We start from the raw sequence: 16,273 nt of genomic DNA on the forward strand, positions 1-16,273 counted from the left end.
TGGCTACGGCAGGAATGCCGTAGCCTCCTACGCAAATCTCAACACCTCACCATCACAACATCAAAATAAAAGAACATGAAAATCATTATATCCGGCGCTTACGCCATCGGCTGCCACCTCGCGCGACTGCTCTCGCGCGAACATGAGGACATCGTCGTTATGGACACCGACGAGGAGCGCTTCTCACATATCGGTTCGGACGTAGACATCCTCACCATGGAGGCATCGTCAACAAGCATCGAGGCATTGAAGAATGCGGGTGCGGAGAAAGCCGACCTGTTCATCGCCGTGACACCCGACGAGAGCAAGAACATGAACTCGTGCGTTTTGGCAAAGGCGTTGGGCACCAAGAAGACCGTGGCGAAGATAGACAACGCAGAATACATCGCGCCTGACCTGCAGGAATTCTTCTCGCAGCTGGGCGTGAGCAAGCTCATCTATCCGGAGATGCTTGCAGCCACCGACATCAACAACGGACTGAAGATGTCGTGGGTGCGCCAGCGTTGGGACGTGCACGGCGGAGCACTGGTGATGCTCGGCGTGAAGCTGCGCGAGACATGCACCATCCTCGACCGACCGATGCGCGAGATATGCGGACCGGAGGACCCGTTCCACATCGTAGCCATAAAGCGCGGTGACGACACCATCATCCCTGGCGGTAACGATTGTCTGCAGATGTACGACTTGGCTTACTTTATGACTACCAAGCAGTACATACCCTACGTCCGTAAGATTGTGGGCAAGGAGCACTACGTCGACGTGAAGAACGTGATGATAATGGGCGGTGGAGCGACAGCTGTGCGCACGGTGAAGACCATGCCGTCGTACATGGACGTGAAGATCATCGAGACCGACGAGCAGCGCTGTGAACGTCTCAACTCGATACTCGAAGACGAGAAGGCACTCATCATCAACGGCGACGGACGCGACCTCTCGCTGCTCATCGAGGAGGGCATCAAGAACACGCAGGCGTTCGTGGCTCTCACGGGCAACGCCGAGACTAATATCCTCGCCTGCCTTACGGCGAAGCGCATGGGTGTGCGCAAGACGGTGGCTATGGTGGAGAACATCGACTACGTGAGCATGGCTGAGAGTCTGGATATCGGCACTATCATCAACAAGAAGTCGATTGCGGCGAGCCACATCTATCAGATGATGCTCGACGCCAACGTGCACAACGTGCGCTTCCTGATGACTGCCAACGCCGACGTTGCCGAGTTCATACCGTCGGAAGGTTCGAAGGTGACGCAGAAGCCCGTGAAGGACCTCGGCTTGCCGGTAGGCATGACCATCGGCGGACTGGTGCGCGACGGCGTAGGTCTGCTCGTGTCGGGTAACACGATGATACAGCCCGGCGACTCGGTAATGGTATTCTGCCACAACGTCAACATGAAGAAAATAGAGAAGTTCTTTCTGTAATGATAAACCTGAAACTTTTATATAAAATCATCGGTTCGCTGCTCTTCATCGAGACAACGATGTTCCTCGTGTGCCTTGGCGTCGCCATAGGCTACGAGGAGGAAGATGTGTTCACCTTCGCCTGTTCTGTAGCAATCTCGGCAAGTGCAGGTTTCACGATGCGTCTGCTTGGACGCAAGTGCGACAACTCACTATCGCGTCGCGACGCCTATCTCGTAGTGACGCTCACGTGGGTAGTGTTCTCGCTTTTCGGAACCCTACCCTTCCTCATTGGCGGCTACCTGCCGTCGTTCACAGACGCTTTTTTTGAAACCATGTCGGGCTTCACCACCACCGGTGCCACCATCATCGACGACGTCTCCACGCTGCCCCACGGCATATTGTTCTGGCGCTCGTTCATGCAGTGGATAGGCGGCTTGGGTATTGTGTTCTTCACCATCGCCCTTCTGCCCTCGTTTGTAGGCGGAAGCGTGAAGGTGTTCGCTGCCGAAGCCACGGGCCCTATCAAGACCAAGCTGCACCCGCGCCTCAGCACCAACGCCAAGTGGATATGGGTGGTCTACCTCTGCATCACACTGCTCTGCATCGGTTCGCTGCTGGCTGCCGGCATGACACCGTTCCGCAGCATCAACTATAGTATGACGGCGGCTGCCACGGGCGGCTTCGCGGTAGACAGCGACTACTCGGTGTTCACGCCCGCCGTGCAGTATATCATCACGTTCTTCTGCTTCGTAGCGGGCGTCAATTTCACCTTATTATATATAAGCGTCTCCAAGCGCAAGCTGTCCACCCTGCTCAAGAGTGCCGAGTGCCGTCTGTACCTCTCCATGGTGTTAGGCTGCGCGGCGTTCATAGCCTTCGAACTGATGTGGAAGAACGACTACGCTCTGGAGCCAGCCGTGCGCAGCAGTCTGTTCCATGTGGTGTCGTTCATCACCAGTACGGGTCTGTTGGCAGACGACCCTGCCAAGTGGGCGCACGTGACGTGGGTGGTGCTCGCCGTGTGTATGTTCCTCGGTCCATGCTCGGGATCAACGGGCGGTGGTTTCAAGTGCATCCGCGGCGTAATGTTGCTGAAGGTGATAAAGAACGAGTTCCGCCAGATGCTCCACCCCAACGCCGTTCTGCCGGTAAAGATAGACGGTGCGAACGTGCCGCAAAGCAAGCGCGTAACGCTGCTGGCTTTCCTCACGAGCTACCTCATACTGTGCCTTGTGTGCTCGTTCTCGATGATTGCGATGGGCATCGACAACACCAACGCCATCACCATCACGCTGAGTACGCTCGGCAACGTCGGTCCGACGCTCGGTCTTGAGATTGGTCCTACCATGTCGTGGAGCATTCTGCCCGACACGGCGAAGTGGATATGCTCTGTGCTTATGCTCATCGGACGTCTTGAAATATTCACTGTTCTTGTGATATTCACTCCACAGTTCTGGAAGGAGAACTAATCAATAGTAGCACTTTCATAGCACGCATCGGTCGGTGCAGACATCCGCATCGGTCGATGCAGACATCCGCGTCGGTCGGTGCAGACATCCGCGTCAGTCGGTGCAGACATCCGCGTCGGTCGGTGCGGATGCTATTAGTAGAACTTCTTTTTGCATTTTTCGCACCTTTTTGCTTGCTTCAAATTGCCATTTTTGCTATATTTGCAACCGTATCATTGATACTTTTGCATTAAAACAAATTTACTACTAACATAATATCTTACACTATGGCAAAGACAAAGCAGATTGTAGAGTGTGTGCCTAACTTCAGCGAGGGCCGCGACATGAACGTTATTCGTCAGATTACTGACGCAGTAGAGAGCGTTAAGGGTGTAAAGTTGCTCGACGTAGACCCGGGCGAAGCAACCAACCGCACAGTCGTAACCTTCGTTGGCGAACCCGACGACGTGGTGGAGGCTGCCTTCAGAGCAGTGGGCAAAGCCGCTCAACTTATAGATATGCGTCAGCATCACGGTGCGCATCCGCGCATCGGTGCCACCGACGTACTGCCAATCGTTCCCGTGAGCGGCATCACGCTTGAGGAGTGCGCTGAGATTTCGCGCCAGCTCGCCAAGCGCATCGCCGACGAACTCAATATTCCGTGCTATTGCTACGAGGCTGCGGCGTTCAAGCCGGAGCGCAAGAACCTTGCCATGTGTCGCAAGGGCGAATACGAGGGTATCGCCGAGCGCATCGACGACGATGCTGAGGCACCCGACTTCGGCAGACGCCCATTCGATGAGCAGGTGGCTCGCACGGGCTGCACCGTCGTAGGAGCACGCGACTTCCTCATCGCCGTCAACTTCAACCTCAACACCACGTCTACACGCCGCGCCAACGCCATTGCGTTCGACGTGCGCGAGAAGGGCCGCCCGATGCGCGAGGGCAATCCAATCACCGGCAAGAAGCTCTGCTACGCCGACGGTACACCTATCATGAAGCCCGGTACGCTGAAGTGTACGAAGGCTATCGGCTGGTTCATCGACGAATACGGCATCGCTCAGGTGTCGATGAACATCACCAATATCAATGTAACGCCGCTACATAAGGCGTTCGACGAGGTGTGCCGCTGCGCACAGAACCGCGGCGTGCGCGTCACGGGCACCGAGATAGTGGGCCTCGTGCCGGAGCGCACTCTGCTCGAAGCCGGTCGCTACTTCCTTGCCAAGCAGCAGCGCTCTGCCGGCATCCCGAAGAAGGACATTCTCAACATCGCCATCAAGTCGCTCGGACTCTCCGACCTCAAGGAGTTCAAGCCCGAGGAGAAGATTATAGAATACGTTATGGCGGCTGGCGCAGAGAAGCAGAACCTGCTCGTAGACCTCACCGTGAAGGGCTTCGCCGAGGAGACATCGCGAGAGAGTCCGGCTCCTGGCGGCGGTTCGGTATCGGCATACATGGGCGCATTAGGCGCATCGCTGGCTACGATGGTGGCTAACCTGTCGAGCCACAAGCCGGGATGGGACGAGCAGTGGGAAGAGTTCGCTGCCGTTGCAGAGGAAGGCATGGCTCTACAGGAGCGTCTGCTCCACCTCGTAGACGAGGACACAGAGGCGTTCAACCGCATCATGGCTGCCTTCGGAATGCCGAAGAACACGCCCGAGGAGAAGGCGGCACGCTCGGAGGCTATACAGACCGCTACGCTATTCGCTACGGAGGTACCACTGGAGACGATGAAGGCTTCGTTCGAGGTATTCGACGTTTGCCGCAAGATGGTTGAGAAGGGCAATCCGAACAGCGTGTCGGATGCTGGCGTGGGCGCATTGGCTGCGCGTGCGGCAGTGCTCGGTGCAGGTATGAACGTGAAGATCAACGCCGGCTCGCTGAATGATCGCGAGAAGGCAGACGCGCTCATCGCCGAGGCTAACCAGCTCATCGAAAAGGCTAACTGCGAAGAGGCAGAGATTACGAAACTCGTGGAGGAGAAGCTATAGCCCCTCCCCACCCTCCCCATCGGGGAGGGAGAACAGACAGCGAAACAATTAACCATAGCCCAACTCAACTCCCTCCCCGACGGGGAGGGATGGGGAGGGGCTTTAACCATAACCCAACTCAACTCCCTCCCCGATGGGGAGGGATAGGGAGGGGCTTTAACCATAACCCAACTCAACCCCTCCCCGACGGGGAGGGATGGGGAGGGGTTCCTAAAAACCTAACCCTATGACTTTTTCAGAAGATATACGCTTGGGCATACCCGACTTCCTTCCCGAACCAATGCCCTACGACCCGAATATAAATCATGCGCCGAAGCGCAAGGAGATACTCAACCACGAAGAGAGGAAGCTGGCGCTGCGCAACGCACTGCGCTACTTCCCCAAACAGTTGCACGCACAACTGGCACCGGAGTTCATCGCCGAACTCAACACCTACGGACGCATCTACATGTACCGCTATCGCCCTACTTATGATATGTACGCTCGCCCCATCGACGAGTATCCGCACCGCTCCGAACAGGCTGCTGCCATCATGCTCATGATTCAGAACAACCTGAACCCTGAGGTGGCGCAGCATCCGCACGAACTAATCGTGTACGGAGGCAACGGTGCCATCTTCCAGAACTGGGCGCAGTACCGACTCACAATGAAATACCTCAGCGAGATGACCGACGAACAGACACTCGTGATGTACTCGGGTCATCCGCTTGGACTCTTCCCGTCGCACCCGAACGCTCCGCGTGTGGTGGTGACGAACGGAATGGTGATACCCAACTACTCGAAGCCCGACGACTGGGAGCGCATGAACGCTCTCGGCGTGAGCCAGTACGGACAGATGACTGCCGGATCGTACATGTACATCGGTCCGCAGGGCATCGTGCACGGCACTACCATCACCGTGCTGAACGCGGCACGCAAGCAGCGCAGCGAGAAGGGCGGACCGCAGGACATACGCGGAATGCTGTTCGTGTCGTCGGGCCTGGGCGGTATGTCGGGCGCTCAGCCTAAGGCTGGCAACATCGCTGGCGTGGTGAGCGTGGTGGCAGAGATAAATCCGCTGGCTGCGAAGAAGCGCTACGACCAGGGCTGGGTGGACGAGCTGCACGACAATCTCGACGAACTCATACCTGCCATAAAGCGCAACGTGGAGGAGAAGCGCACGGTGTCAATGGCTTACGTGGGCAATGTGGTCGACCTGTGGGAACGTCTCGCCGACGAAGGCGTACACGTGGACATAGGCAGCGACCAGACCTCGCTCCACAACCCGTGGGCAGGCGGCTACTATCCTGCCGACCTCACGCTCGAGGAGTCGAAGGCTATGATGGCTGAGAACCCCGACGACTTCCGCAAGCATGTGCAGGCGTCGCTGTGCCGCCAGGTGGCTGCCATAAACCGCCTCGCCGCCAACGGCATGTACTTCTTCGACTACGGCAACGCATTCCTCCTGCAGTCGAAGCGTGCCGGTGCCGACATCTGCACAGCTGACGGCAAGTTCCGCTATCCGTCGTACGTGCAGGACATCATGGGACCGATGTTCTTCGACTACGGATTCGGACCGTTCCGCTGGGTATGCACATCGGGCGACCCTGCCGACCTTGCCAAGACCGACGAGATTGCGGCACGTGTGCTTGAGGAGATTATGCAGAACGCGCCCGACGAGATAAGGGGACAGATGGCTGACAACATCCACTGGATTGTGGAGGCTGGCAGAAACCAGCTCGTGGTGGGTTCGCAGGCTCGCATCCTCTACGCCGACGCAGAGGGTCGCGCGAAGATAGCATTGGCGTTCAACGAGGCTATACGCAAGGGCGAGATAACCCGACCCATCGTGCTCGGACGCGACCATCACGACGTGTCGGGCACCGACTCACCGTTCCGCGAGACAAGCAACATATACGACGGTTCGCAGTTCTGCGCCGACATGGCTGTGCAGAACGTCATCGGCGACTCGTTCCGCGGTGCTACATGGGTATCGCTGCACAACGGCGGCGGCGTAGGCTGGGGCGAAGTGATAAACGGTGGCTTCGGCATGGTGATAGACGGCAGCGCGGACAGCGACCGACACATCACGGAGATGCTGTTCTGGGACGTGAACAACGGCATCGCTCGCCGTGCCTGGGCACGCAACGAAGGCTCTATACACAGCATAGAGCGCGAGATGCAGCGTTCGCACGGACTGCAAGTGACAATGCCGAGCATCGTCGATGACGACATCATCAATCTAATATAGGAAATATCAGGGGTGCACCCCCTTCCTTAACAACCAACTAAAAACAACGACAATGAAAAAACATCAGATTTCTGCCGAACACCTGTCAATCGAGCGCATTGGCGAGGTGGTGTATGGTGGCTACAAGATAGAACTGAGCGACGACGCGCAGAAGCGCATCGTGGAGTGTAGAGAGTATCTCGACCGCAAGATAGCGGAGACGACCGCTCCTATTTACGGCGTTACGACAGGCTTCGGCTCGCTCTGCAACGTGAGCATCGGTGCCGACGACTTGGCGCAGCTGCAGATTAACCTTATGATGTCGCACGCCTGCGGCACGGGCGACCGCGTGTCTAACGACATCGTGAAGATTATGCTGCTCTTGAAGATACAGTCGCTGAGCTATGGTTTCTCTGGCTGTCAGCTCGCAACCATCAACCGACTCATCGACTTCTTCAACAACGACGTTTATCCTGTTGTGTACATGCAGGGCTCGCTCGGTGCATCGGGCGACCTCGTGCCGCTGGCTCATCTCACGCTTCCGCTCGTCGGTCTTGGCGAAGTGGAGGTCGACGGCAAGGTGATAAGTGGCGAGGAGATGCTCCGCAAGTTCAACTGGCAGCCTATCCAGCTCGCATCGAAGGAGGGTCTGGCACTGCTCAACGGCACGCAGAACATGGGTGCGTTCGCTGTATGGGCGCTGCTGCAGTCGCACCGCCTCAGCGATTGGGCTGACAAGATTGCTGCCATGTCGCTCGATGCCTACTACGGACTCATCGCGCCGTTCACCGATGCAGTGCATCAGGTGCGTCCGCATAAGGGACAGATTGTCACGGCGGCTCGCATGAGAGAGCTGCTCAAGGGCAGCGAGATTGTGGAGAAACCGAAGTCGTACGTGCAGGACCCGTATTCGTTCAGATGCATTCCGCAGGTTCACGGCACGGTGAAGGACACCATCGCGTATGTCGACTCGGTGATTGACGTTGAGGTGAACTCGGCTACCGACAACCCGACCGTTTGTCCTGACGAAGACCTCATCATCTCTGCCGGCAACTTCCACGGCGAACCGATAGCCATGCCTATGGACTTCCTCTCGATAGCCATGTGCGAACTCTCGAATATCTCCGAACGCCGCATCTACAAACTCATCAGCGGCACACGCGGTCTGCCGAGCTTCCTCGTGGCAAGCCCGGGGTTGAACAGCGGTTTCATGATTCCGCAGTACACAGCCGCTTCGGTGGTGAGCCTCAACAAGTCACTCGCTACACCGTCGTCGGTAGACAGCATCCCGTCGAGTCAGGGTCAGGAGGACCATGTGAGCATGGGTGCCAACGCTGCCATCAAACTGTATAAGGTGGTGCTCAACACGGAACGCGTGCTTGCCATCGAACTCTTCAACGCGGCTCAGGCTCTCGAGTTCCGCCGTCCGCTGAAGTCGTCGCCGGCTGTAGAGGCAATCTTCGAGAGCTACCGCAAGGTGGTGCCGTTCATCGTGCGCGACGAGGTGATGTATCCGCACATTGCTAACTCAATCGAATTCTTACGCAAGTAGCTTTATAGTTGAAAATGAGAACTTTAATAAAGAACATAAAAACTCTCGCTGGTATCGAATACGCTCCGAAGCTGCGCTTGCAGGGCAAGGAGATGTCTGCGTTCAACACTATCGACGATGCCTGGCTGACCGTTGAGGACGGTCGCTTCGCTGCGTTCGGTAGTGTTGCCGACGGTATGCCGACGGGCACCTTCGACAAGACCATCGACGCAGAAGGCGGAATGGTGTTGCCGTCGTGGTGCGACTCGCATACTCACATCGTCTTCGCAGGCAGCAGAGAACGCGAGTTCGTCGACAAGATTAACGGACTGAGCTACGAGGAGATTGCACGGCGCGGAGGTGGCATCCTCAACTCTGCCGACCTGCTGCACAACACTTCGGAGGACGAACTGTTCCGCCAGGCTATGCAGCGACTCGACGAGGTGATACACAAGGGAACGGGCTGCATAGAGATAAAGAGTGGCTACGGACTGAACCTCGAGGACGAGCTGAAGATGCTGCGCGTGATACAGCGTATGAAGGAGGCTTCGCCGGCGAAGATTGTGTCTACGTTCCTCGGAGCGCACGCCGTGGCTCGCGGCATGACGCAAAGCGATTACGTGAAACTCATCATCGACGAGATGATACCCGAAGTGGGTCGCCAGCGCCTTGCCGACTTTATCGACGTGTTCTGCGACCGCGGCTTCTTCACACCAGAGGAGACAGCACGTATGCTCGAGGCGGCTGCCGCATGGGGTATGCGCCCGAAGATTCATGCCGACGAACTGGCTTCGTCGGGCGGTGTGGAGATTGGCGTGAAGCACGGCGCGCTGTCGGTCGACCATCTGGAGAGCATGACCGTGGAGGAGATTGACGTTCTACGCGGTAGCGAGACGATGCCGACCGTGCTGCCCGGCACGTCGTTCTTCCTGAATATGCCTTACGGCAAGGGCCGCAAGATGATTGATGTAGGTTTGGGCATCGCCGTAGCCAGCGACTATAACCCGGGTTCTACACCGTCGGGCGACATGAAGTTCGTGGTTTCGCTTGCTTGCATCAAGATGCGATTGCTGCCCAACGAGGCGCTCAACGCTGCAACGATAAACGGAGCATACGCTATGGGCGAGAGCCAAAACTACGGAAGCATCGCGAAGGGCAAGGTTGCCAACTTCTTCATCACCACCCCACTGCCGTCTGTAGACTTCATTCCGTATGCCTACACCACGCCGATTGTTAAGAAGGTGGTACTTATGGGAAAAGAATGTTGAGTTATGATTTTTTTTGCGTAACTTTGTAGTCATTATACTATAAAGCATTCAATCATAAAAATCGCAACAGCACGATGGAAGACTTCATACACCTGCACGTACACACCTACTACTCCATTCTCGACGGACAGTCGCCGGTGGAAAAGCTTGTCGACAAGGCCGTGGCTAACGGTATGCGCGGCATGGCTATCACCGACCACGGCAATATGTTCGGCGTAAAAGAGTTGTACAACTATTGCAACAAGATAAACGGCAAGCTGAAAGAACAGGGCAAGGAGCCGTTCAAGCCTATCTTCGGTTGTGAGATGTATGTGGCACGCCGCACCAAAGCCGACCGTGTGAAGGAGAAGGGCGACGCAGGTGGCTATCACCTCATCGTGCTTGCGAAGAACTACCACGGATACAAGAATCTCATCAAGCTCGTGTCGCGTGCCTGGGTAGACGGTTTCTACTCTAAACCGCGTACCGACAGAGCCGACCTCGAGAAGTATCACGAGGACCTCATCGTCTGCTCGGCATGTATCGCCGGCGAGGTGCCGGCGAAGATACTGAAGGGCGACATACCAGGGGCACGCGAAGCGATAGAATGGTATAAGAGCATCTTCGGCGACGACTACTACTTGGAGCTTCAGCGCCACGAGGTGAAGGACCCGAACCAACGCGCCAACCGCGAGACGTTCCCGCTGCAGCAGCGTGCCAACAAGGAACTGATAAAGCTCGCTAAGGAATACGGCATAAAGGTTGTCTGCACCAACGACTGCCACTTCGTCGACCAGGAGAACGCCGAAGCACACGACCACCTGCTATGTCTCTCTACGGGCAAGGAGCTGAACGACCCTACACGTATGCTCTACTCCAAACAGGAGTGGTTCAAGACGCGCGAGGAGATGAACGAGATATTCGCCGACGTGCCCGAAGCCCTCTCGAACACGCTCGAGATATTGGATAAGGTGGAGACCTACTCCATCGACCACTCGCCCATCATGCCGTTCTTCCCCATCCCGGAGGAGTTCGGCACGGAGGAGGAGACACGCAAACGCATCTCGCCCGAGGAGCTATTCCGCGAGTTCACCACCGACGAGAACGGCAAAGAGATAATGTCGCACGAGGAGGCGGAGAAGAAGATCAAGAAGCTCGGTGGCATCGACAAGCTCTACCGCATCAAGTTCGAGGCCGACTATCTTGCCAAGCTCGCCTACGACGGAGCGAAACGTCTCTACGGCGAACCGCTCACAGACGAGGTGTACGAGCGCATCAAGTTCGAGCTGCACATTATGAAGACGATGGGCTTCCCGGGCTACTTCCTCATCGTGCAGGACTTCATCAACTCGGCTGAGGACGAGTTGGGCGTGATGGTGGGTCCGGGTCGTGGCTCGGCAGCCGGTTCAGTTGTGGCTTACTGTCTGGGCATCACGAAGATCGACCCTATCAAGTATGACCTGCTTTTCGAACGTTTCCTCAACCCCGACCGTATCTCTCTCCCCGATATCGATACCGACTTCGACGACGACGGACGCGGTAAGGTGCTCGAGTGGGTGGAGGATAAGTACGGTCACGACAAGGTGGCGCACATCATCACCTACGGCACGATGGCTACGAAGAACTCCATCAAGGACGTGGCGCGTGTTGAGAAACTGCCGCTCGACATATCCAACCGCCTCTGCAAGGCTATCCCCGACAAGCTGCCCGACGGCTTGAAGATGAACCTCACCAACGCCATCAAGTGCGTGCCGGAGCTGCGCGAAGCCGAAGCGAGTGCCAACCCGCAGATGGCAAACACCATAAAGTACGCAAAGATGCTCGAGGGCACCGTGCGCGGTACGGGCATACACGCCTGCGGCACAATCATCTGCCGCGATGCCATCAGCGACTGGGTGCCGGTGTCGACGGCTGAAGACAAGAGCGACCCAGGACATAAGCTGCTCGCCACACAATACGACGGACACGTCATCGAGGAGACCGGACTCATCAAGATGGACTTCCTCGGACTCTCCACACTGTCCATCATGAAGGAGACGGTGGAGAACATACGCCTCACCCACGACGGATTCACGCTCGACCTCGACACTATCCCTATCGACGACGAACTCACATACAAACTCTATCAGGAGGGACGCACCATCGGCACGTTCCAGTTCGAGTCGGCAGGTATGCAGAAGTATCTGCGCGAGCTGCGCCCCACGGTGTTCGAAGACCTCATCGCCATGAACGCCCTCTACCGCCCGGGACCTATGGACTACATCCCGTCGTTCATCGCCCGTAAGAACGGCAAGGAGCCAATCACATACGACATCCCCTGCATGGAGAAGTATCTGAAGGACACCTACGGCATCACGGTCTACCAGGAGCAAGTGATGCTTCTCTCGCGCCAGCTTGCTGACTTCACCCGTGGCGAGTCCGACGCATTGCGTAAGGCGATGGGTAAGAAGAAGAAAGCCATCGTTGATGCCATGAAGCCAAAGTTCATCGAGGGCGGAAAGAAGAACGGACACGACCCGAAGGTGCTCGAGAAGATATGGGGCGACTGGGAGAAGTTCGCATCCTACGCCTTCAACAAGTCGCACGCCACGTGCTACTCGTGGGTGGCTTACCAGACGGCGTACCTCAAGGCGCACTATCCAGCCGAGTTCATGGCGGGCAATATGAGCCGATGCCTCAACGACATCACTAAGATTACGAAGCTCATGTCCGAGTGCCAGGCTATGAACATACCCTGTCTCGGTCCCGACGTGAACGAGTCGGAACAGAAGTTCTCCGCCAACAAAAAGGGCGAGGTGCGCTTCGGACTCTCAGCCATCAAGGGCATGGGCGAGGCAGCTGCCATCAACATCATCGCCGAGCGACACAAGAACGGACAATACAAGGACATCTTCGACTTCGTGCAGCGTGTCAATCTCTCCGCCGTCAACCGCAAGGCGATGGAGTCGCTCGCACTGAGCGGCGGCTTCGACTCGTTCGGCATACGCCGCGAACAGTACTTCGCCCCCAACGCCAAGGGCGACACCTTCGTCGAGACACTCCTGCGCTATGGTCAGGTGTACCAGTCGGAGCTGTCGGCGATGCAGAACTCGCTGTTCGGCGACATGGGAGGCGTAGAGATACAGACACCGCCCGTGCCCGACTGCGAAGCATGGAGCACCATGGAACTGCTGAAGCGCGAGCGCGAGCTGGTGGGCATCTACCTCTCGGCACATCCGCTCGACGACTACGCCGTCGTGCTCAACCATATGTGCAACCTGCACTGCCCACAGATAGGCCGCGAGATGGACAAGAAGGCGTTCGCCTCAATCGAAGAACTCACCTTCGGCGGCATCGTCACCTCCGTCTCTCAACGCTGGACAAAGACCAACAAGCCGTTCGGCATCGTCACCATCGAAGACTTCGAGGGACAAGGCGAGCTGGCACTCTTTGGCGAGGACTGGACAAAATGGCAGTCCATGCTGCAGGAGGAATACCACATCTATATCACAGCACAATGCGTGCAGCGCTTCCGCAACAACCCCGATGCCTACGACATGGTAATAAAGAAGATAGAGTTCCTCAGCGACGTAAAGGAGAAGTCGATAGAAAAGTTCACGGTGTACATGGATGCCACGATGTTCAACGACGCACAACTCACCGACCTGGAGACAACACTGAAGAACTCCACCGGCAACGTGCCGCTCTACATCAACATCCACGATGCCAAGAACAACACCAACGTACAGCTCTACAGCCGTAACATCACAGTCGACGTGAACAAGAAGCTGCTCACCTCGCTCGACGAAATGGCAGAACAAGGCGTGCGCTATGGCATCAACTAATAATCGTTGGTACATTGGCACAGATTTTGATATTTAATCATTATCTCCAAAGAGGTAAACCCTTGCGCCATCATCGCAAGTATAAAGAATAATCACTAACAAATAAACGAATACAACTATGGAAGTAACAATCACAACAGAGAACATCGAACAGTACAGAACTGGCGAACTGCCATTGGTAGTAGACCTTTGGGCTACATGGTGCGGTCCGTGCCGCATGATCGCTCCTATCGTTTCTAAGCTCGCAGAGGAGTACGACGGCAAGATCGTTGTAGGCAAGTGCGACGTAGAGGAGAACGACGACGTAGCAGCAGAGTACCGTGTACGCAACATCCCGACACTGCTCTTCTTCAAGGGCGGCGAGCTCGTTGGCAAGCACGTAGGTGCCATCACAGAAGGCGATCTTCGCAAGAAGTTCGACGAACTCCTGTAATCTCAGGGGGTGCACTTGTCTCAAGTGCACCAACCAAGCAGAATGCATCCAACTGCACCAACCAAGGAAAATGCCAACCAAGGAAAATTCCTTATGATCGGTTGGTGCACTTGAGACAAGTGCACCCCCTACCCCCCTATAGATAAACGCCGAAACAACCCGTCAGCATGACACGCCGGGTTGTTTCGGCGTCTTTGTTTTCCATAAAAGCAACAAAAAGTTTGTCACTTCCATAAAAAAACGGTAACTTTGCACAGAATATATGTATCCGTACAATGGCTGCGTACGTGCATACGATTTTTACGACAACCGATTATCAACAACTAATTTACACATACCGAACCAAACAATGATCAAAAAGATAAAGAAACTAAAGAAAATACGCCTTCACCGCGAAGGAACCGACACACTCGTTTATGGCTTCATCGTTATCGCAGCAATCGCGTTGCTGCTTTGGCGTTTCATAGACAGCAAGGTGCCGTTCTGGTGCTTCACGGCAATCATGGGCACCGTCTACTGCATCGTCATCAACTTCTTCCGCTGCCCCATACGCTTCTTCCCCGAAGAAGACACAACGGGCTTGGTAGTAGCTCCAGCCGATGGCCGCGTAGTAGTAATCGAGGAAGTCGACGAGGATGTCTACTTCCACGAGCGTCGCATCATGGTGAGCATCTTCATGAGTCTCTTTAACGTACACGCCAACTGGTTCCCCGTTGATGGCAAAGTGAAGACCGTAGCCCACCACGACGGCAACTTCCACAAGGCATGGCTGCCAAAGGCGAGCGAGGAGAACGAGCACGCCGACGTAGTCATCACCACCCCCGAAGGCACCGACATCCTCTGCCGCCAGATAGCAGGCGCAGTGGCACGTCGCATCGTCACCTACGCCAAGCAAGGCGAAGACTGCTACATCGACGAGCACCTCGGCTTCATCAAGTTCGGCTCACGCGTCGATGTCTACCTGCCCCTCGGCACCGAAATATGCGTCAAGATGGGACAGCTGACCACCGGCAACGGAACAATAATAGCAAAACTGAAATAAAGCAATGGCTAACTTCATAACACGCAACATACCCAACACCCTTACATGCGGCAACCTCGTTTCGGGTTGCATCGCAACCGTAATGGCACTCGGAGGCGACGCACGCTGTGCGCTGATATGGATTATTATCGGTGCCGTGTTCGACTTCTTCGATGGTATGAGTGCCCGCCTGTTCGGAGTATCATCACCCATCGGCAAAGAGCTCGACTCGCTTGCCGACGACGTGACATTCGGCGTAGCCCCCTCGGCAATCGTCTTCGCACAGTTGAGCGTGATGGAATACCCCACAGTGCTCGCCAGCGTAGAGCCGTACATCCCCTACTGCGCCTTCCTCATCGCAGCATTCTCAGCCCTTCGCCTCGCGAAGTTCAACCTCGACACACGCCAGACCACCTCGTTCATCGGAATGCCCACACCAGCCAACGCCCTCTTCTGGGGCTCGCTGCTCGTGTCGCAGCCCACACTCATCGAGTCGTCAGCATGGATGATTCCCGCGATACTGCTGCTCGTAGTGCTCACAAGCCTCCTGCTCGTCAGCGAGCTGCCCATGTTCGCCCTTAAGTTCAAGCAGTGGGGCTGGCGTGGCAACGAGCTTCGCTACTCGTTCATCGCCCTCTCCGGCGTAGTCATCGCCCTCTTCGGCGTCATCGGCGGCATGTGGATAGTCATCACCCTCTACTTCCTCACCTCCGTAGTAGCCGACATCGTGAGTCGCACCCATACCACTGTCGACATCGAGAAGTAGACAACAAGAGAGTGGAAACGGATTGTAGCACCAAACAAACCATTCCTATGACATTCATCGGACTATTTCTGAAAAGCATATTTATCATGGTGCTGATGGTAGCCATCTTCCTCATCGGCATCGTCAGCTTCATCTATCTGCGCGTAAAGCGCATGACAAAGCAGTTCCGCAACGGTACCAACCACACCAACCATCGCCAACAGCAAAGCTCTGCTGCGGGCAGCACCAAGCGTCGCAGCGCCCAATACGACGACGGCGTAGTCGTGGAAGAAGAACTCTACGACGAACGCTCACCACGCCAAGCCAACCGCAAGATATTTGCGAAAGACGAGGGCGAGTATGTCGACTTCGAGGAAGAAAAATAAAACGTAGGAGGAAGGTGTGTCAAAACTCCCTTAT

The 16,273-nt window shown here is 56.0% G+C and carries 11 protein-coding genes; all 11 read left to right on the forward strand.

The features are described from left to right. Positions 1–75 precede the first annotated feature (75 nt). The 11 genes from trkA to HMPREF0673_RS03025 all read left to right on the forward strand — a co-directional run bounded on the left by trkA (position 76) and on the right by HMPREF0673_RS03025 (position 16,239). Positions 76–1,419 carry a Trk system potassium transporter TrkA gene (trkA, locus tag HMPREF0673_RS02975; RefSeq protein ID WP_007897713.1) on the forward strand — a complete coding sequence of 448 codons (1,344 nt, stop codon included), beginning with the start codon at positions 76–78 and terminating at the stop codon, positions 1,417–1,419. Further along, a complete protein-coding gene (locus HMPREF0673_RS02980; protein ID WP_007897716.1) occupies positions 1,419–2,870 on the forward strand; it encodes a TrkH family potassium uptake protein in 1,452 nt (483 codons plus the stop codon). The genes trkA and HMPREF0673_RS02980 overlap by 1 nt, the downstream gene beginning before the upstream one ends. A gap of 266 nt (positions 2,871–3,136) precedes the next feature. Beyond that, the gene (ftcD, locus tag HMPREF0673_RS02985) at positions 3,137–4,843 is read left to right on the forward strand and encodes a glutamate formimidoyltransferase (RefSeq protein ID WP_007897723.1); all 1,707 of its coding nucleotides are present in this window, start codon (positions 3,137–3,139) and stop codon (positions 4,841–4,843) included. Positions 4,844–5,069: 226 nt separating this feature from the next. Then, positions 5,070–7,073 (forward strand): urocanate hydratase, encoded by a 2,004-nt coding sequence (locus HMPREF0673_RS02990; protein WP_007897725.1) that lies wholly within the window; start codon positions 5,070–5,072, stop codon positions 7,071–7,073. 52 nt (positions 7,074–7,125) lie between these two features. Continuing rightward, positions 7,126–8,604: a histidine ammonia-lyase gene (hutH, locus tag HMPREF0673_RS02995; RefSeq protein WP_007897727.1), complete on the forward strand. Its 1,479-nt coding sequence runs from the start codon at positions 7,126–7,128 to the stop codon at positions 8,602–8,604. A gap of 14 nt (positions 8,605–8,618) precedes the next feature. Beyond that, positions 8,619–9,851: an imidazolonepropionase gene (gene hutI, locus HMPREF0673_RS03000; RefSeq protein WP_007897729.1), complete on the forward strand. Its 1,233-nt coding sequence runs from the start codon at positions 8,619–8,621 to the stop codon at positions 9,849–9,851. A 74-nt stretch (positions 9,852–9,925) separates the two neighbouring features. Continuing rightward, positions 9,926–13,654 (forward strand): DNA polymerase III subunit alpha, encoded by a 3,729-nt coding sequence (gene dnaE / locus HMPREF0673_RS03005; protein WP_007897730.1) that lies wholly within the window; start codon positions 9,926–9,928, stop codon positions 13,652–13,654. Positions 13,655–13,772: 118 nt separating this feature from the next. Next, the gene (trxA, locus tag HMPREF0673_RS03010) at positions 13,773–14,087 is read left to right on the forward strand and encodes a thioredoxin (RefSeq protein ID WP_007897731.1); all 315 of its coding nucleotides are present in this window, start codon (positions 13,773–13,775) and stop codon (positions 14,085–14,087) included. Between the two features lie 349 nt (positions 14,088–14,436). Next, positions 14,437–15,129 (forward strand): phosphatidylserine decarboxylase family protein, encoded by a 693-nt coding sequence (locus tag HMPREF0673_RS03015; RefSeq protein WP_007897734.1) that lies wholly within the window; start codon positions 14,437–14,439, stop codon positions 15,127–15,129. Between the two features lie 4 nt (positions 15,130–15,133). Further along, a complete protein-coding gene (pssA, locus tag HMPREF0673_RS03020; RefSeq protein ID WP_007897735.1) occupies positions 15,134–15,874 on the forward strand; it encodes a CDP-diacylglycerol--serine O-phosphatidyltransferase in 741 nt (246 codons plus the stop codon). Between the two features lie 47 nt (positions 15,875–15,921). Next, a complete protein-coding gene (locus HMPREF0673_RS03025; RefSeq protein WP_007897737.1) occupies positions 15,922–16,239 on the forward strand; it encodes a DUF4834 family protein in 318 nt (105 codons plus the stop codon). The last annotated feature ends 34 nt before the right edge of the window (positions 16,240–16,273 follow it).

The organism is Leyella stercorea DSM 18206 (genome assembly GCF_000235885.1).
Classification (GTDB): Bacteria; Bacteroidota; Bacteroidia; order Bacteroidales; family Bacteroidaceae; genus Prevotella; species Prevotella stercorea.